We start from the raw sequence: 19,401 nt of genomic DNA, 5'->3' as shown, positions 1-19,401 counted from the left end.
TTTACACCAATTTATCTTCGACCATGAAAGTCATATCAGTTACTTGAAACTGCTGCCATAACGGGATCGGCCAGTCTTGTTTTCCCGAAACTGCGTCAGCAAAGATTTGAAGTTCTTCCATTTGCCCTTTTTCAGGGGAATTCGACTTGTGGGAAATTTTACCACCAGTCACCTTAAGATCCTTGAAGTCATCCATCTGCACAACAAGTCCGTCGCAGAAAACTTCCATTGTCTCTTTTGAGAACTCCTTGCTGCCAATAGACGTGTAGGTCAATGTCGCAATTGAGCCGTCACTGAACTTAAAAGTCGCAACGAAGTTATCTCTGTTCGAGTAGTGGCCCGTTTTCGGGCTGATACTTTGAACTGAACAGTCGATAACCTTTTCACCTGTTAAAAAAGTGAAGACGTCATAGATGTGGCAAGCTTCCCCAATATTTCTTCCGCCACCTTCAGGTCCTAAAGTCCAATGATCTTTAGGAAGATAGCCCGCGTTCATTTTGTAATTAATAATCATGGGGTTCGAACGCTTCTCGACAAGCTGTTTTACTTTTTGTAAGTAAGGTGAAAAACGACGATTAAATCCAGTTAACAAGACGGGACTATCTTGAACCTCGTTAAAATAATTTTTAACAAGTTGAAAATCCGCTCTTGAAATCGCCAGCGGCTTTTCCAGAAGTACATGCTTACCGGCCTTCAGGGCTTCAATTGCCATTTTTGCATGCAAATCGTGTCGAGTAGAAATAATAACAGCATGCACGCCTGGATCTTTAAGTACATCTTGAGTGTCGGAACTTGAATATTCGGCATTAAACTGCTTTGCCGTGGCCATAGCATTATGACCCGTTCTGCTGACGATGGCCTTTAATGAGAATACGTCATCAAGTTTAGTTAAGTTAGGAAGGTGCATACCTTTTGCAAATCCACCTGCTCCTACTACAGCTAGACCAATCTTACCTTCGTTCTTTTTGATCTTTAAAATTGGATTCGCAAACTTTGTTTCTGCTTTTTCTTTCCAGTTTCCAGACGTGGGATAAGATAGAAGAACCATCAAGGCTTTTGAACCTTCACCCTTCAACTCCGAATAGGCTTCTGCAGCCTGATCAATTGAAAAAGTCTTTGAGATCAGTGGAGCAATTTGCACCCGTCCTTGTGCGCACAAATCCAGATAGCTGGACATGTTTCTATTTTCCGTCCAACGCACATACGGCAATGGATACTCCATGCCCTTTTCTTCGTAATTGTTGTCGTAACGGCCAGGACCATAGGAGCAGGAAATAAAGAAGTCGATTTCTTTAGAGTAGAAATCCGCACGATTTAAATCCAATCCCACGTCACCCACCAAAACAACTCGTCCTTTTTTTCGACACATCTTAAATGACTGACTCATCACTTCATCCGAAGAAGTCGCCGCCGTGATGATAACACCATCCGCGCCATATCCGTCGGTCATTCGATGAACCTGGTCTATTTGCGAGCCGAAATCCTTATAAACTCCGAAATCACAACCAAATTTACGAGCCGTTTCAACGCGTGTCGGATCAAGATCGATTCCGATGACTTTACAGCCGTTTGCTTTCAAAAGTTGAACAGCGATTTGCCCTAGGATTCCAAGGCCTAAAACAACGAATGTTTCACCCAATGTTGGCTGAGCACGACGTACGCCCTGCATCGCAATGGCACCTAATGTGACGGTCGATCCAATATCGAAGCCTAAAGCGTCCGGAATTTTTACGCATAAATTTTGTGGTACGCGAATGATCTCGGCATGATGTGCACACTGTGCGCCTGCACATGCAACACGATCACCAACCATGTACCCTTCAACACCCTCGCCTACGGCAACAACTACGCCGGCCGCTGAGTAACCCGTTGGATTCCCCGCTGACAGCTTTCCCTGCACAAGACTCATCGTGCGAGATACACCTTGTGCCGCCACAGACTCCATGACTTTTTTAACGTTCTCGGGCTGCTGCATCGCTCTTTTCCAGAGTGGAAGAGCCGAAGTTTTAACCCCACTCATCTCCGTACCGATTGAAATACACGATGACACAACTTCAACTAAGACAGTTCCAGGCTCCACCAAAGGTGCAGGAACATTATCAATGACCGCATTACCGGCCCGAATTACAACTTGTTTCATCGCCAAATTCCTCGAGTGTCGATGACAGCTTTACCTTCGAACTTTTTCTTATCCACTTTTTTAAACTGATCATGATCTACAAGAAGAACTAAAATATCAGCTTTTTGAATTGCCGCTTCGACATCGGTCAGCTGAACACCGGAATCAATAAGTTTTTTTGGTAATGATTCAACGTAGGGTTCAACAGCCAAAACAGTCCCGACTTTTTTTGCACTGTAGTGCTCGACAATATCCAAAGCCGGACTCTCACGAAGATCATCAATATTTGCTTTAAATGCTAAACCAAAGAAGGCCACTACAGGATTTTTAAATTTTTCAGCGACCGCATGCACTTTTTCTAAAACGAAATGAGGTTTACTATCATTCACTTTTCTCGCCGTATGAATTAGACGAGCTTGTTCAGGAGCCTGGTGCACTAAAAACCAAGGATCTACAGAGATACAATGTCCACCAACACCAGGACCGGGTTGAAGAATTTTTACACGTGGATGTCTGTTTGCAAGTTGGATCAACTCCCAAACATTGATATCGAATTTATCACAGAGGAAAGATAGCTCGTTCGCAAAAGCAATATTCACATCACGGAAGGAATTTTCTGTCAGTTTAACCATCTCTGCAGTTCTTGCATTCGTAATGATACAATCGCCTTCAACGAAGGTCTTATAAAGTTTTTGCGCTTTATCAGCACTTTGAGCATTGATTCCACCGATTACGCGGTCATTCTCAATCAGCTCACGAAGAACATGCCCTGGCAGGACTCTCTCCGGACAGTATGCTAGGAACACGTCACAGGATTCCTCTCCCTCACACGCAAAAGTTAGATCCGGGCGCGCTTCCTTCAACCATCCAGCCATAGCATCTGTTGTGCCTACTGGCGACGTTGACTCAAGAACAATCAGGTCGCCTTTTTTTAGAACGGGGGCCAAGGCCTTCGCCGCTGACTCCACGTAAGAAATGTCTGGCACATGATCGCCTTTAAATGGAGTTGGAACTGCAATGAGATAAGCATCTGCAGTTTCAGGCGTCTTTGTTGCGCGTAATTTTTTAGAAGCTACCGCTGTTCTAACTACGACGTCCAAACCTGGCTCAACAATATGAATATCACCCTTGTTGATCGTTTCAATCACATGGGGATTGACTTCCAATCCAATGACGTCAACACCACGGCTTGCTAAAATTGCAGCAGTAGGAAGTCCAATGTATCCTAAGCCCACGACACAGACTGTGTTAAATTCTAACTTCATTTTTCAGTATCTCCAAAATTCTCTCACATGCGTGTCCATCACCGTAAGGATTGATCGACATCTTCATTTTTAAATACTCATTTTCGTCACTCAAAAGAAGTGAGGTCTCCTGATAGATTCTATCTCCTACAGGCCCAACCAATTTAACGGTTCCCGCAGTTACCGCCTCGGGCCTTTCCGTTGTTTCTCGCATCACAAGAACAGGCTTACCTAAAGAGGGAGCCTCTTCTTGAACCCCGCCGGAATCGGTTACAATTAAATGGGCTTTTTTCATCAAAAAAACAAATGGCACGTATTCTTGAGGGTCCAACAGATGAACATTCTCAAGATCACCCAAAATTCGATTCACCGGCTCCTGAACATTGGGATTTAGATGCACGGGATAAACAATCTGTACATCATGATTAACAGCGATGCGTTTAAGGCCCAAGCAAAGATCTTCAAACTGAGCACCAAAATTTTCGCGTCTATGCCCAGTAACAAGAATCATCCTTTTACGAGAATCCAGAAACGAAAAATTCGCTTCCAACGTCTGCCTAAGAGCCGCCTCAGTTTCTATTTTTTGAACAACCAGTTGAAGCGCATCAATTACGGTGTTTCCAGTTACGAAAACATTTTCCGCAGGAACTTTCTCGGATAACAAGTTTGCTTGACTGGATACAGTCGGCGAGAAATGCCAACGAGCAAGCAATCCAGCAACTCGCCGATTCATTTCCTCTGGCCAAGGAGAATAGATATTATGAGTTCTCAACCCAGCTTCTATATGACCAACAAAAACCTTGTTATGAAATGCTGCTAGACTCGCAGCCATCGTCGTCGTCGTATCTCCATGAACGAGAACGCAATGAAAAATATTCTCTTTGAGTATTTTATCTAAGCCTTCGATAACATTCTTCGTGATATCATTCAGAGTTTGCTTAGGATGCATTATGTTCAAGTCGAAATCTGGAACGATATTGAAAAGTTTTAAAACTTGATCCAGCATCTGACGATGCTGCCCAGTAACACAGACCTTGATGTCGAAATGTAAAGACTCACGAGCTTTCAAAATCAAGGGAGCCATTTTTATGGCCTCAGGCCTTGTTCCAAAGACAACTAACAACTTAATTTTCACTCAGTTCACTTTCACTCATAGATTTCTAAAGATTCGTATTTAACTAAGTTACAACTGGATTCTCAATTAATATTAAGTTTTAACTTACGCGTCAGACTAAGAGTAATAAGACCTGAGGGCGATGCCGATTCAAACTTGGACGCGAATTTCAGAGACATGTGTTTAGGGAATTTCTCGCTATAATTATCGCATCAGTGCTGATTATTTTTGCTCCATCGAAGAAGGTCTCCGGAGTGCCCCTTTAAACAAGAAAATGTTCTTAAACATAGGCCGCTTTAAAGCCTTCCATCATTTCAAATCACGAAGGACAGTTGAAACTCTTAAAATCACACACTGCATTACAAAACAACTCACCGCAGCAACGCGCAATTCCAGTGCTATCTGCATTAAAAAAACTTAAATTCATTCGCACTAAATTTTTTTTACTGAATTACAAATATGTCTAACTCAAAAAACGTATGGGTATCGAGTACTGCGACGATACTTGTTATAGTCTGTTTCTTCGTCAGTTTATTCTCAAGAAATTTGGGGGAATACTCTTTTGATATTGTAATCCTTTTTGTTCTTTTTGTGACATTTCGAAAACAAGCCCCTTGGAGTTGGAAGAAACTATACTACGATATTGGTTTCTATAATTGGCTGTATTTATTCTATTTCTGGATACTAGTGACCCTACTCTTGAATCCGCCTATACAACTCCAAAGCTTCAGTTATCTACCGGAATTTCTGTGGATTCCCGCCCTTCCTATTTTCTCTCGAATCTTTTCCTTATCTCGTCTTGACCGATACTTTGCGCCGGCTTTTGCAATTCTGACATCTCTGTCAATGATATGCATTATCGCCCATTACTTTCTGATGCCTGCAAACTCAGAGTACTTTGGTTATCCGAATCGACTTCAGGGAACGTTCTCAAACATCAACTTTTTGGCTCATTCCTATTTTCTGGTTTTCCTGCTCGCTCTAGGGCTTTTCGTTGCACATCTTCAAAATAATGAAAAAGGTCTCGCTTCACTTCTCGCCGTTACTGTTATAACAGTCTTCATTGCATTACTTTTGACATTCACTCGTACCATTTGGTTTTCAATCATTCTTTCAATTCCGATACTGTTTTTTTTCGCCAACAGAAAAATGGCACTCCGAGTATTTTTGTCTTTGTGCCTTCTCTTTGGCGCAATATTTATTTCTGACATTGGAGGGGCAAGAGACAGAATCACCAACACCCTCACAACTAATCCTGGAGACACGATAAGACTTACATTATGGCAGACGTCCTTTAAAATTTTTCTCGACAACCCCGTTGTAGGCGTTGGCTACATGAACAACAAACGCGATATTTTGATGTATTTGAAGAAATACGGCGAAACAAACATCACAACCGAGTTCGACACGCATTCACATAACGAAATTCTATCGTTCTTGGCCGGAACGGGAATCGTCGGGACTCTGCTTTACTTAGGCCTCTTTGTTCTGTTCTTTTTACTTGGAGTAAAAACTCTCAACCTCACCCCTAAAAAGGAGGCAGTAAAAAGAGGATTACTTCTAGGCGCTATCGTTATACAACCTGCATTTTTGATTGCGGGTTTAGCCGACAATAATTTCGAGATTCATGCAGCACGCAATTGGCTCGTAATTTCCTGGGCGATATTAATTTGGCTTGCATCCGAAAAAGAAGTCTCAATAAAGATAAACAAAATAAACGGACCTACTTCTAAATAAGAAAAATAACATCAAGTTTGCCCTTTCATCTCGGGGCCATTGAATGCCGCAGCATTGTTTTTCATGAGTGATTTTACCTTGCTCAAACTCGCTCTAATATCTAAATTCACTAAATGAAACATTTCATTGTGTGTGATCTGGACGACTGCCTCTTAAAAACGGACTTGCTATACGAACAATGGCTTGTACTGCTTAAATCAAAGCCTCTGGTATTTTTGGCAAGCCCGTTCTGGCTCTTTTACGGTAAGGCCCATTTTAAGGCGAAACTCGCACAACACGTTCCTCAAACTCCACACCTCGTTCCTCTTCGAAATGATGTTGTCACTTATTTGAAGGAGCAACGCGATCTAAATAAATGTGACTTGATACTCGCTTCAGCTAGTCCCTATGTTTGGGTAAACGAGATCTCTCAACGGCTAGACCTTTTTAGCCATGTTATTGGAAGCGACGCAAACACAAACCTAAAAGGCTTACAGAAGTTGAATGCGATTAAAAGCTCCATAGGCTCAACACCGTTTTCGTACGTGGGCGATGCATTTGCGGATCTAGCTATCTGGCGCGAGTCTACGGAAGTCGTTGCCGTAAATCCTTCAAAGGCTCTACAGCATCAGATTGCAAAGTTAAATAAGCCAACAACCATTCTCAAAGACGAAACGAAACCCACTTGGAAGTTGCTAGCCAAGCAAATTCGACCGCATCAGTGGATAAAAAATATCTTGGTTTTTTTACCCGCCTTGGCGGGACACAAATTCCTGAATTATCAAACTGTACTTCTGGGCTTGTTGGCATTCGCGGGATTTAGCCTGGCGGCTTCGTTCGTTTACGTATTGAACGACCTTCTTGACCTAAAATCTGATAGAAATCACCACACCAAGAAGCATCGTCCCTTCGCTTCCGGGGACCTAAAGATAAAATGGGGTGTTATACTCTTATCGTCGCTTTTATTCGGAGTTGCTTTAATTTCATCGTATTTGCCAATTCAGTACTCCGGTTGGATAATAACTTATCTAACACTAAATCTCGCTTACTCATTTTATCTCAAACAAAGTGTCGTTGTAGATATCTTAATTCTATCTATGATGTACACGTTGCGCATTTTTGCAGGTTCAGCCGCGACAAGTGTTCCCGTCTCTGAGTGGCTACTAAGCTTTTCCACCTTGTTTTTCTTCAGCCTCGCCTGTGTAAAACGATATACGGAGATTATACGCAGCAAAAACAAGATCACTTTGGATGGACGAGGCTACCGGCAAATTGACTATCCCATGGTTCAAGGTTTGGGAGTGGGGTCCGGGCTCTTATCCGTTTTGATCGTCTTGCTCTACCTCCAGAGCAGCGATGTTAGATCTCTTTATAACACTCCCCAAAATCTTTGGTTCGCCACTCCGGTACTGTTATTCTGGATCTCTCGCATCTGGATATTGACCAATCGCGATGAGATTCATGATGACCCCGTTGTCTTCGCAGTGAAGGACAAAATCAGTTGGATTTGTTTGGCAATATTGGGTCTTGTATTCGGGACAGCTTTGTAATGGATTACCCAAGCTGGGGTTTTTATCCCTTCATAAAAAATCAAAGTGTTTATTCTGTGCCAAGCAGAAATGCACAGATTCCTTCTTTGAGTTCTTCCTACCTGCCTCGAGGGCTAGGACGCTCTTACGGAGATTCATGTCTAAATGAAGATGGTACTTTACTGTTATCCAGTCAATTAAACCACTTCATCTCGTTCGATGATAACACCGGCCTACTTCGCTGTGAGGCCGGAGTAAGTTTCGATGAAATTCTTCAGTTTGCAGTCCCTCGGGGATGGTTTCTCCCCGTCACTCCTGGCACAAAGTTTGTGACTGTTGGCGGAGCAATAGCTAACGATGTTCATGGAAAGAACCATCATCGCGCAGGGAACTTTGGACATCATGTTTTATCGTTTGAACTGATTCGTTCCACAGGCGAAAGAATAATTTGCTCACGTGACAATCATAGTGATTTCTTTTTCGCTACGATTGGCGGATTGGGATTAACTGGATTAATAACCTGGGTTGAATTTCGACTCACGAAAATCCACTCTTCTTCAATCACGCAGGAACAAATCCAATTCGATTCCTTGAGTGATTTTTTTGCGCTGTCGGAGCAATCAGAGAAAGAGTTTGAGTTCACTGTATCTTGGGTGGACTGTGTAACCGATAGCAAAGACGTGCGTGGGATTTTTATTCGCGGAAATCATTCTGACTCCGCAGAATCCAATAATCTTTCGGTGCACAAAACAGAAACATTCAAAAGCGTTCCCTTGTTTTTTCCTAATTGGGTCTTAAATAGCTTTTCGATACGTGCATTCAACGAACTTTATTATCGAAAAAATCTTACTTCCCACAAAAGGAGTATTGTTCACTACGAACCGTTTTTTTATCCGTTAGATTCTATCCATAACTGGAACAAAATTTACGGAAAAAGGGGCTTCTTGCAATACCAATTCGTCATTCCATATAAACAAGATGCGGGTGCGGCTCTCAAAGAAATTTTTAATCTACTTAAAAGAAGCCAAATGGGGTCATTCTTAGCGGTTTTAAAAACATTTGGCTCCATTCCGTCGGAAGGATTGCTCTCTTTCCCGAAAGAAGGCGTGACACTTGCACTTGATTTTCCAAATCATGGAGAAACGCTTTACAGAACGCTCGAACAGTGTGATCAGATCGTTCGCTCCGTGAAAGGTGCTGTATATCCAGCGAAAGACGCTCGTATGAGCAAAGAAAGTTTTGCTGAGTTCTATCCCCGAATGAATGAATTTGAAAAGTATATTGATCCGAATTTTTCCTCTAGCTTCTGGAGACGTGTAAAATGAAAAAAATCTTAGTCATCGGCGCCACTTCAGCGATAGCACAAGAGGTCGCAAAATTGTATGCTCAATCTAAAGAAGAAATGATCCTTTGGGGGCGCAATACCGAGATGCTCGATATTATCTCACAAGATCTTTCAGTCCGCGGAAGTCCGAAGATTTCAATAATTAGTCACGATTTGAATGACCTAAAGATACATGAATCAAAAGTTAATGAGATTTGGGAAAAACATTCCAAAATTGACATAGTATTACTCGCCCACGGTGTCCTTGGAGATCCAAGAAAAGCTGAAGTAGATCAAGGGGAAATGCTGCATATTCTAAACAGTAATTTTGTTTCTTACGCTTCGTTACTTACCTATATCTCTCAAAAAATGCAGCGTCAGGGCTATGGGACAATTGCTGTGATTTCCTCTGTCGCTGGCGACAGAGGAAAACAATCAAACTACGTTTATGGATCAGCAAAAGCTGGCGTAACTGCATATACTGACGGACTAAGAAATCGATTATTTTCTACCGGCGTCCATGTACTGAACCTAAAGTTAGGCCCCGTAGACACCCCGATGACCAAAGATCACAAAAAAACGGCTTTGTTTGGCAAAGCGCCGAAGGTTGCAGAAGGTATTATTGTGGCCATCGAGAAAAAGAAGAATACAGTCTATTTACCTACCGTCTGGCGATTAATTATGATCATTATTAAATGCATTCCAGAGACTGTATTCAAGCGTCTTAGGCTTTAGTGCGACCGGCATTTATAGATAGTAAAATGATCAGTGGAGTATAATAGCTGAAATTTCTCGTTGAAGAGATCCTTAAATTCCTCTGAAAATAGAGGGATATCTTTATAAAAGCTCAGAATACTCCAAGGCTCTCCGCTCTTAGGAAACACGATGTAGGAAACCTTACAATTCTTCAGTGCTTCTAAAGTTGATTCAGGCAGATCTATCATAGAGGCTCTCATATCCATCAAAGCGGCTCCGTCAATAAGTAGGCTTCGATTTTCGTTAACTAGATATGCTTTATAAAATGTAGACTCATAATTTTTATTGTCAGTGAACCCAAACTCTATACGACCAGCAGGTAGCCTTTGTAATAACGCTTTAAGATCACTATATTCTTCAATTCGTTTTGTGGTTTCAGATAGGAGTTCCACAACACGCTTTTGTCGGTTAACGGCATTTAAGGAAACTGTTAATAAGAAAGCTGCAAAAATATAATTATATACCGGTCGTTCTTCGGTTGGTTTGCCAAAATATTCTTTAATGGCCAGCCATAATATTACAGGAATCAACGGCAAAAAATGATGTGGCCCAGCTCCCGGCTTACTGGCAGCAATAGCGATAAGTAGCGATGACAGACAAAGAACAATGAAGGTAATTTTATATCTTTGGGAAAATTTAATAAGTACTAACAAAAGAAGAAAACAAGCAATAAAGGTGGCGTTCTTTATTGAGTCCATTAGTACTAATCCGTGTCTAGAAGCCATTTTTAGCCAAACGAGGTAAGAATCTTTACTTACTTCGGGCAAAAGAAACGGTGCCATCGCCACCAACAAGAATACCAAAACCCCTACCACTATCTTCCTAGCTGAAATTTGGTGTCTCTTTTCGTCGCAATACAAAGCAACGATTGGCGCAAAATACAACAAGCTGTGAAGCTTGCTGTTGACGGCAATACCACCCAAGATCCCTAGCCCTAAATACATCACCCAAGTTCCTGCTACATTTCTATTAGTAACCAGCAACAACGACCAAAACACATACGTCATTAGGAACGAATCCGGTCTATTCCAGTAGCTGAAATTGTAAAATCCCAGGAGAACCACTGAAATCATAGCTACCGAATAAAACTGATCCTTTTTGGTTAGCTTTAGATCGCGGCCCAACAAGACTGTACCTAATAGCAAAAATGCCAAATTAGCCAAACCCGCAAGCTTCGAAGCAAAAATAACGGGCAATCCACTGGACTGAAAAAACGCGTTAACTAAATAAGGCCAAGGGCCATAAAGTAGCGAGTATCGGCTTTCTGAATCTAACTCGCTGTAAATAGGATATCCCTTCCTCCATAAAGCAGCTACAGAAGCGATATTCGCCTCAGCATGATCGAAGAACAACGGTGTAATAAGATATGCCAGCGCACTTGATGATAACCAAATAAATGCCACTATCAGTATCGCCCTAGCAGCAAACGACATGAATTTCTGAGCTTTCGCGTTTTCACGAATCCAGTAAGAAAGAACCAGCAGCAATAAAAAATTAATTAGAAGCGAAGAAATAGGCACCGACCTCACTCCTTACCATTCACGTGATCAGTGCGATTTCTTAATCGGATAACAAGATAAATCAATATCCCGATATATGCATACACAGCGGAGTTATTCATAAAGAAATCTATCCAAGGGTCTGACTTATCTCCATTTAAGCTTCGATGAAATATTGTAGTAAGCAGCAGTAAAGTCGCCGTACGACGTCCTAGCTTTTTTAGTATTGGAATCATTACGATACATACAATAAGCAACGAATACGGTTTTAAACGTGGAAGCCAAAGCATTAACAACAGATAGCTCCAACATAGCTGAACGATTTTATCTCGCTCAGTTTTAATCACACTTTTCCACACAAAATAAGACAAGTACGCGAGTAAGATTAAAAAGAACAGTGCGCCCGCGATCCAGAAATCATTCAATAACTTTTCACTGAGATTTTTAAAGAAAAGTAGAATCGTAATATTAGATGCGTTCGACTCAATTTCATTGATAGGGCTGTGCTGATTGGAATATTTTCCGAGTATCTGTCTAAAAAAACTATAAAACAGTTCCTGAGAGTAAAAGAAGTTTATAACGACTAAGCTCAATACGCCTGTAACAAAAACGAAAAAGGCTTTTACTTTCTGCTTAACGGTGTCCCCTGCCAATAAAATTGCAGGAATTGCCATTAGTGAAGGTACGACTTTAACGAAAGCCGAGGGTGAAAGCCATAATATACCCCCTTGATAATTTCTTGCCTTAAAACACCAAAGAAATAATACGAAGAAAAGGGCTTCAAAGATCCCAATATTACCCGTGTTATAATTTGAAAAAGCAGCATTATAGCCTAAGAATAGCCACGTGATGGTCAAATAAGGGTCCCACTTTAGCTTTCGAATCAAAACGAAACTGATAAATAAAAGAATAGCAAAATGAAAAATTAAATATGCTTTAGGCCCGCCAACGCAGAACGGTCTATATGCTTCAAGGAAGATAGCAGGGTAAGTAAAAGATAATTCAGAGCCAAGATTCGCGGTAATGTATGGGTCTAGTCCCTTATCGGAAACTTTAATGGCTTCGCAGTATATATGATGATCCCATCCACCCTTGTTGGAAAAATAAACTTTCAGGGGTGTCTGAAGAACCGCAAGAGCAATTACTCCAAATATGAGATACTTAAAAAGACTAAAAAATCGTGAATTCACCATCATTGACTCTGATTTATAACCAACACGTATTTGCTTCGGTATGCAAGGAACAACAATGCCGCCCCGCAATCTAAACCTTACCTAAGCAATGCCTTGAGCATCATAATAGAATAATGACATGTAAAGTGAACTCCATCATTCCAATACTTCGGGGATCCGTCGTCCGCTCTCATCCCTTGAAAAGCGTCCTTTATTTTAATTCCATCAACTTCAAGAGTTTTTAGTTCCCTAATCCACTCTTGGTGCCTTTCAAAAATGTCGACGTGTTCCGTCTTAAGTCGATTTAGAAACTCTGGATGATATGGCGTGATAAGTATAATCACATCTATTCCCTGATGCTTAAGACGTTTCATCTCGTTGGCGAACGTCCTCATCGAATCAGGATTTTGTGATGGTCTCAAGACACCTTGCGAATAATTTTGATACAATAAAGCTACTTCTTTACGAAGACTCTCCGGTGTTTCTTTTCCAGCAAAATTTTCGGACTCACAATCGGACAAATTGAGTTCACTGCCGGCGCCTTTAGTGATCTTGGTTGCTTCTTTGTTACTAATAAAGTGTAACGAAGCTTCTAAGGTATTGTGATCGACCAGACTTTGCAGATACTTCAGTTTTTGAAAGGCCCCTTCGTCATTTGATTTACTCAAAAAATACTTTCTGAGCGCTGGCGTATTCTTAATTTTCGAATCTGTGGTTTCTCCAATTAAATCAAAATAGTCCGCGAGCCAAATGACCTTCTTTAATTTCGCATTTTGTTCAGCAATCTTTAAAAGAGTTAATTTGGTTATAAGCTCGGCACCGGAAACGGATAGGTTCAGAGTTTTCAAACCCGTTTCTTGTTCTATCCATAATGGTGACGTAGTTTCACCTCGAGACGAACCCAAAATAACCAGCTCTGTTTCCGGAAATGCCATTATTCTTTGCGCTGCTTGATAATAGGTATTTAAGGTCTTCTTTGAGGAATCGACAGTTTCGCATCGGTAGTAACATTGCGGATCTACCCAATAATTAATCGCACCGACCAACATGAGCAGCAAAATTGACATTAATCCAAACACAACTATGGAATTCTTTGAACTCATGTGGCTCCTAAAACTGGAAGTACAGAAATGGTGACTCCTCACCCATGTACGAAAGGCAAATCACAAATAACACAGCCAAAAGAAGAGCGTTCCGAAGCTTAGGCTTAAACTGGATCTCCCAAGTGTTGCGCATAAAAAACGCAGCACCACATGCTACTACCAGCGCCGCTATAAATCGGTCTTTATGTCGCACAGGGATAAGAATGATATCCCAAGAGATATCCGTATTTAAGAAAAACACCTTCTGCAGCCAAAGACTCGCTTCATGAAAATTTGGCGCTCGGAAAAACACCCACGCCACGCATACAAAAAGAAAAGTTAGAGACCATTTTAAAGATTTGAACCTTAATAGATCCCAGCCTTTATCTTTAAAGAAACGTTCCATAGCAAGGACACCACCATGTAATACGCCCCAAACTACATATGTCCAACTTGCTCCGTGCCACAGACCGCCAATTGCCATGGTTAAAAGTAGGTTCCTATAGGTCTTAAGTTTACCTTCCCTATTTCCACCCAAAGAGATGTAAAGATAGTCTCTCAACCAGGAAGATAATGAAATATGCCATCGCTGCCAGAACTCAGTTATAGATTTAGACTTATAAGGTGACTGGAAGTTAGCTGGGAACTGAATATTCATCATAAGGCCTAAGCCTACCGCCATATCGGAATATCCACTGAAATCAAAGTAGAGCTGCATCGTGTACCCTATCATCGCGAGCCAGGCCTCTGCATTTGATGCAGAGGCCATATTCCCTACTAACGGATCAACAACTGCAGCTATTCTGTCGGCGATCATCATCTTTTTAGAGAGGCCAAAAATAAAGAAATAACAACCTTTCCAAAAGTTCTCAGCATGGAAAACATAGGTAGAGGAACTTTCAAGCTGGGGTACGATCTGGTTATGACGAACCAGCGGTCCGGATATCTGATGTGGGAATAGAGTCACATACCCTGCAAATTCAAGTAAATGCGCATGAGCATCTGATGTCCTTCGATAAACATCAATTACGTACGACATTGATTGAAAAGTGTAGAACGAAATTCCAATAGGCAACACGAGCTGTAAAGCCGGCAGCACGGAGGCGCCGCCGAATGCGGTTACTGAGCTATTCAATGTATCAGCAAAAAAATTGTAGTACTTAAAAAAACCTAAAATCGCCAAATTGGCGGACATGGAGGTTATTAGAAGTATTTTTCTGTGCCTCTGAGTTTGCGCATAATAAATAGCCTTCGCGATATAAAAATCCAGCACGACCGTGAACAGCAGCAAAAAAACGTACGTCGCACTCCAGTAGCAATAGAAAAACACGCTGGATAAAAACAGAAACCATAACTGAATCTTCTTTTTCTTGATTACGTAATAACCCAAAAGCGTTAACGGCAAAAACAAGAATAAGAAAATATACGAATTAAAAAGCATTACGCATGAATAATAGAAAAGCGGCGGCCTTGCAAAGCAACAAACCAATTTGACATTTGCTGCAAGGCTTCACCGATAAAAATGACTTAAATATGGGCATATTTGGCACTAATAGCTATCAGTCGAATAGTAGATTCCCGTATATCTCTTCTGGAAATACGGTATCTATCACACTCTTATCAACAAGTTCTTCTGAACTACGTTTGCAGACATCTTTAAGGTAGCCGTAAAACTCATGATAAATGGGAATTGATTCAGAAAGAACTCCCGGAAGACAGTAGATTGGTTTGTCATGAATTTCACGTGCAATAGATTCCGCTAGACCAGAGCCTTTAGTGTTAAATGCGCTAACAAAAAGTGGGACTCTTCCATAGGTTAAACGCTGCGAATCGTTCAAAGATGAAAACCGAAAACCCTCGCTCTTTTCGCCTTTTTCAGTGAAGAAATCATCACTGAAGACATGTTTTTTATAGAATGAAACTGTCATAGCAGGTTTATGGTCACCAAAAATCAAAAACAAAACAGGACGCTTATTCTTTTGAGCTAACTCATGAACTTGCGCCTGAAAACTCAAAAATTCGCTTAGAGACTCTTGTAATTTGGCTTTATAATCCGCTTCTCCCCCATCACCATTCACATCTTTATAGGGGCCATGGGTATGAATGGTGATTAAGAAAGAAAAAGTCTTTTTATTTCCATCTAAGTTAGCCTTGTATTGTGCCAGTGCATTTCTAAAAAGGATATCATCCTTCGGCACTATAGACATGTCTGGCCAATTCATTTGCTCAAGAAAGATAGATTTCTCAAAACCAAATTTAGGATGCACAACATCCCTGCGCCAAAAAAAGGCGCGATTGTTATGCGAAGAAAAAGTAGCATAACCGTTTTCTGAGAAAACTCTTGGCAGCGCCATTGCGTGTTCCGAATAACTTTCTGCGAAGTACTGGAAATCAATCCCTTTATATCTTTGGCTTGGCAATCCAGTTAAAACTTCAAACTCTGCCTCTGCAGTCATACCCCCATAGACCGGAGAAATCATGGTGGATCGCGCGAATCCCGCTTTCTCAAGATCAGCCATCGGCGTTACAAATTTTGCAGAGGTGCTTGTGTAACAAGACTCGCAAAGAACCAGAAAAACATCTGGCATATCTTTGGCGTTATGAACCGTTGCAACCTTTCGCTCACCTAGACGAATCTTCCCCTTAGCGGGAATTTGCCCCATAGGTAGCGTTAAAAACAGATGATTTAAAACACCATTCTCTTTGATATTCGTGGCAAAGTTCCAATCAACGTAATGAACTTTCGCGACACGAAACAAATAACTGACCAAATTCACCGATGAATCTGTCGGTCTTCGCTCTTGCATACATGAAGTCGTAACTAACAACAAAACTGGAAGGAAAACGAACTGACGTTTTTTTATCGTAAAGCCTTTGAAAAGACACCAAAGCATTCCAACCAATAAAAGAGGAATCAAAAAATCTGTATAGCTCTTTAAAAAAAGCGCTTGTTTCCAACCAAAAATATCCGAAGCTTCCAATGCAGTATTCGTGTATGAAAGTTTCATTATGTGAATTCGTAATAACAAAGCCTCTAGCAGTAGAACGAACGCGGCGGCAAAATAAGGCCGGAGTACAAGCAGCAGAGACGCATATACCAACAACGGCAAAAGCAATTTCGTGGGCAAGATATAATCAAATACAAACCACTGAATAAAAAGACTCGAGAAACTCAATAATAGAAGTCCCCAAAAGATTTGCCCTTTATCAAAAAGTTTAATGTGCATTTTTCACCTAGAAGAAAATCTTACAGAAATTTGATGCAAAATCAAAGAAGTCAAAAAAATCACATCGAAATATCTATTCAAATTTCGTGAACCTTCTTACGACGCTAGTCTAGGTGTTTCGCACCGAGTCCAAGTAGTCCGCGAGAAAAATCACGACGAAAGAAGCAAGAAAACCATTCTCTATTTATAAAACAAACATTAATTTGATTTATATTCGGTCTGTAATTAAACTTCCAACACACAGAAAAGGAGTTCTGATGAACAAAAAATTATTGATCATGTTGTTATTCGCTGTTCCAGCATTGGGTTTTAAGTACAAAGAAGACCTTACTGCGATGGGTTTAAAATTTGTCGCACCGACAATTATGGACAGAAATAGTGTATTTCAACCTGAAGAGGGAGAAATCATCTACGAGGCTGCAGGGAATGACCGCCGATTCTATGGAAAGACTGATGTCGGCTGGGTACCACTTTCCGCTGGCGAATCCATCTTGCCGCCGGGAATTATTTTACCTTATGGCGGTGAATCAGAACCTCCGGGGTTTTACTTTGCAGATGGAAGAGCTCTGCCTATAGCTGGTAACGAAGCATTGTACGATGCCATTAAAGAAGCCTTCGGAAATGGAACCAGAAATGCTGATGGAACTCTATCTTCATATGCTGCAGGTGATGCATTCAATCTTCCCGACTTAAGAGGTCGTTTTCTCCGAGGTGTCAACGGGAGTGCTACCGAACTTCCTTCTTTAACAGCTCCGCGCGATCCCGCCATAAATGATCGTGTCGCATCAAATGTAGGAGGATTCGAAGATAACAGAGTTGGCTCTGTTCAGACGGATGCTCTACAAAATATCACTGGCGGATTCGGTGTTGATCGGTCAGCAGGCTCACTGGATGGAGCATTTTTTCAGGGAAATAATCCAACTGCAGGCGGAAACACCGCACAGCTTTCAGGAGCATCTACGACATCGGCTTTGAGATTTGATGCGTCAAGAGTGGCGCGAACTTCTTCAGAAACTCGCCCTAAAAATGTATACGTGAACTACATTATTAAACGCTAGTGTCTACGAGGGGAGTTGTATTCGCAACTCCCTAACTAAAATACCCCCGCAAAACGCCCGTCAACTCCTCCACCGACGAGTGCCCCGCATAATAACCCTGATACCATTTCGCCGTCTCAACCAGCGCGTGAGACAAATCCCACTGCGGTTTCCAACCAAGATCCGTCAAAGCCTGCTCACTATTCAACTGACCATGAATCGAAAGAGATTTCGGGGAATCCGCGACAGAGACCGAAGACCAAGTCTTCCCCCACGCCTCACTAAACTCTTTCATCACTTCGCCAACCGACTCATATTCGGAGGCGCCCAAATTATAGGTCGCCGACGAAAGCTTAGGGCCTTTTTCAAAAAGCCCCTGAGCCACAGACAAAATCCCCGAAACCTGATCCAAAACATGGATCCAAGGTCGGACGGATTGAGGATTGCGAACTTCAAAAGTTTTCTTTCCCAAAAAACTTTGCACCGCTTGAAAAATCAAACCTTCAGAAGAAAAATCCCCGCCACCTATGGCCGAAGAAATCCGCGCTGTCGCGATAGCCACTTTATGTTTATTATATTTCTCTGGAGAGAAAAACGAATCACGATACGAAAGCGCAATAAACTCAGAACAAAGTTTCGACGTCGCAAAAATTCCCGAAGGGCCCACCGCAGATGATTCATTCACCGCTGCATTATCGTTAGCACGGACATAAGCTTTATCTGTACCCAACACGACAACGGATCGAACCGACGCCGTCTCACGAAGAAGCTCCATCAACTGCGCTGTTCCCAACACAGATTTAGAGATCAACTCTAATGGCCGTTGTTCCCCGTCTTTTAAAAATCCCGTCTCACCAAGGTGAAGAACGACATCGGCTTGCGCAAATTGCAAAGCCTGACGCAAAGATTCTTCGTTGCGAAGATCTCCGTACGTCATAGCAATGGTCTGTCCAAGGTTTGTAAGATCAAAAAGATTTGGCGAAGATTCTAAAGATTCACCAAAACCAAAAACTTGTGCTCCGAGGTGCTGAAGAGATAAAGCCGTCCACGCTCCTAAAAAAGAGTTCGGGTAAGTTAAAAAAACCCGTTTGCCTTTCCAAAAAGCCGCGGACGTTGAAGAATTCATCTAAGAACCTAAAAGTCCCTGTTCGACACCTTGATTACGATGTTCCGGATGCACCCAGTGCGCAAGCACCTGCCCCTGAAACTCCCAGTAAAATCCAATCGGATCTGTATCAAAGATAGCCACGCGAAGCTCGCCCTTACCTTCAGTTGCCTTCATTTTAAGCAAAGTCTGCGCAAGAGATTCTTGATTAAGACTTCCGGTACTTGCCGCCGGAATGCAGTGCTCTTCATAAAGACGAGCCAACAAAGAAAGCTCGACCAAGTTGTAAAGCGATTCGCGAATAAAATATTTATCAGAGTGCAGTGACTTCATAGATATTTAGGTTATCGAGGGAAATGTATGGGAGGTATCTTTTTCGGTAGGAAACATCGCAGCAGGACCACCGCCAGGTGACTTTCCTGGAGCTTACGACGACAACCCGACAAGGCGAAACATTTAAGTCTTCGCAAATAGCTT

15 protein-coding genes are annotated in these 19,401 nt (G+C 41.8%); 5 read left to right on the top strand and 10 right to left on the bottom strand.

The annotated features are described in order from the left end of the window. Nucleotide 1 precedes the first annotated feature (1 nt). From ACLWBD_RS07420 to wecB, 3 genes are read right to left on the bottom strand one after another with little or no spacing between them, the layout of a single operon-like run. A complete protein-coding gene (locus ACLWBD_RS07420) occupies nucleotides 2-2,140 on the bottom strand; it encodes a bi-domain-containing oxidoreductase (protein ID WP_413570363.1) in 2,139 nt (712 codons plus the stop codon). After that, nucleotides 2,137-3,384, bottom strand: coding sequence for a UDP-N-acetyl-D-mannosamine dehydrogenase (gene wecC / locus ACLWBD_RS07415; RefSeq protein ID WP_413570361.1), 1,248 nt, complete (start codon nucleotides 3,382-3,384; stop codon nucleotides 2,137-2,139). The genes ACLWBD_RS07420 and wecC overlap by 4 nt, the downstream gene beginning before the upstream one ends. Then, nucleotides 3,368-4,492 (bottom strand): non-hydrolyzing UDP-N-acetylglucosamine 2-epimerase, encoded by a 1,125-nt coding sequence (wecB, locus tag ACLWBD_RS07410; RefSeq protein WP_413570725.1) that lies wholly within the window; start codon nucleotides 4,490-4,492, stop codon nucleotides 3,368-3,370. Before wecB ends, wecC begins: the two co-directional genes overlap by 17 nt. 444 nt (nucleotides 4,493-4,936) lie before the next feature. Between wecB and ACLWBD_RS07405 the strand changes: the two genes are divergently transcribed. The 4 genes from ACLWBD_RS07405 (at nucleotide 4,937) to ACLWBD_RS07390 (ending at nucleotide 9,781) form a co-directional block, all read left to right on the top strand. Then, nucleotides 4,937-6,214 (top strand): O-antigen ligase family protein, encoded by a 1,278-nt coding sequence (locus ACLWBD_RS07405; RefSeq protein WP_413570360.1) that lies wholly within the window; start codon nucleotides 4,937-4,939, stop codon nucleotides 6,212-6,214. A gap of 113 nt (nucleotides 6,215-6,327) precedes the next feature. Continuing rightward, nucleotides 6,328-7,743: a UbiA family prenyltransferase gene (locus ACLWBD_RS07400; RefSeq protein WP_413570358.1), complete on the top strand. Its 1,416-nt coding sequence runs from the start codon at nucleotides 6,328-6,330 to the stop codon at nucleotides 7,741-7,743. Then, nucleotides 7,695-9,047, top strand: a complete 1,353-nt coding sequence (locus ACLWBD_RS07395; protein WP_413570357.1) for an FAD-binding oxidoreductase — start codon at nucleotides 7,695-7,697, stop codon at nucleotides 9,045-9,047. Before ACLWBD_RS07400 ends, ACLWBD_RS07395 begins: the two co-directional genes overlap by 49 nt. Further along, nucleotides 9,044-9,781 (top strand): SDR family oxidoreductase, encoded by a 738-nt coding sequence (locus ACLWBD_RS07390; RefSeq protein ID WP_413570354.1) that lies wholly within the window; start codon nucleotides 9,044-9,046, stop codon nucleotides 9,779-9,781. The genes ACLWBD_RS07395 and ACLWBD_RS07390 overlap by 4 nt, the downstream gene beginning before the upstream one ends. Here the strand turns inward: ACLWBD_RS07390 and ACLWBD_RS07385 are convergent. The 5 genes from ACLWBD_RS07385 to ACLWBD_RS07365 form a co-directional block, all read right to left on the bottom strand. Further along, nucleotides 9,778-11,322 (bottom strand): glycosyltransferase family 39 protein, encoded by a 1,545-nt coding sequence (locus ACLWBD_RS07385; RefSeq protein ID WP_413570352.1) that lies wholly within the window; start codon nucleotides 11,320-11,322, stop codon nucleotides 9,778-9,780. The two genes, ACLWBD_RS07390 and ACLWBD_RS07385, sit on opposite strands and share 4 nt — an antisense overlap. Before the next feature lie 5 nt (nucleotides 11,323-11,327). Then, nucleotides 11,328-12,497 carry a glycosyltransferase 87 family protein gene (locus ACLWBD_RS07380; RefSeq protein WP_413570350.1) on the bottom strand — a complete coding sequence of 390 codons (1,170 nt, stop codon included), beginning with the start codon at nucleotides 12,495-12,497 and terminating at the stop codon, nucleotides 11,328-11,330. A gap of 74 nt (nucleotides 12,498-12,571) precedes the next feature. Further along, the gene (locus tag ACLWBD_RS07375; RefSeq protein ID WP_413570348.1) at nucleotides 12,572-13,576 is read right to left on the bottom strand and encodes a hypothetical protein; all 1,005 of its coding nucleotides are present in this window, start codon (nucleotides 13,574-13,576) and stop codon (nucleotides 12,572-12,574) included. Between the two features lie 7 nt (nucleotides 13,577-13,583). Beyond that, nucleotides 13,584-14,750 (bottom strand): MBOAT family O-acyltransferase, encoded by a 1,167-nt coding sequence (locus tag ACLWBD_RS07370; protein WP_413570345.1) that lies wholly within the window; start codon nucleotides 14,748-14,750, stop codon nucleotides 13,584-13,586. A gap of 364 nt (nucleotides 14,751-15,114) precedes the next feature. Next, nucleotides 15,115-16,782, bottom strand: a complete 1,668-nt coding sequence (locus tag ACLWBD_RS07365; protein WP_413570343.1) for an LTA synthase family protein — start codon at nucleotides 16,780-16,782, stop codon at nucleotides 15,115-15,117. A 257-nt stretch (nucleotides 16,783-17,039) separates the two neighbouring features. On the opposite strand from ACLWBD_RS07365, the gene ACLWBD_RS07360 reads away from it, so the two are divergent. Continuing rightward, nucleotides 17,040-17,840: a phage tail protein gene (locus ACLWBD_RS07360; protein WP_413570341.1), complete on the top strand. Its 801-nt coding sequence runs from the start codon at nucleotides 17,040-17,042 to the stop codon at nucleotides 17,838-17,840. Between the two features lie 31 nt (nucleotides 17,841-17,871). Here the strand turns inward: ACLWBD_RS07360 and ACLWBD_RS07355 are convergent, their stop codons facing one another. Further along, the gene (locus ACLWBD_RS07355; protein WP_413570340.1) at nucleotides 17,872-18,945 is read right to left on the bottom strand and encodes an NAD-dependent epimerase/dehydratase family protein; all 1,074 of its coding nucleotides are present in this window, start codon (nucleotides 18,943-18,945) and stop codon (nucleotides 17,872-17,874) included. Further along, nucleotides 18,946-19,257, bottom strand: coding sequence for a hypothetical protein (locus ACLWBD_RS07350; RefSeq protein WP_413570338.1), 312 nt, complete (start codon nucleotides 19,255-19,257; stop codon nucleotides 18,946-18,948). It lies immediately after the preceding gene. Nucleotides 19,258-19,401: the final 144 nt, after the last annotated feature.

Origin of the sequence: Bdellovibrio sp. HCB117, assembly GCF_047305915.1 — a bacterium.
Lineage (GTDB): Bacteria > Bdellovibrionota > Bdellovibrionia > Bdellovibrionales > Bdellovibrionaceae > Bdellovibrio > Bdellovibrio bacteriovorus_B.
The sequence above is the reverse complement of the archived record's forward strand: the minus strand, read 5'-3'. Positions and strand labels throughout refer to the sequence as shown.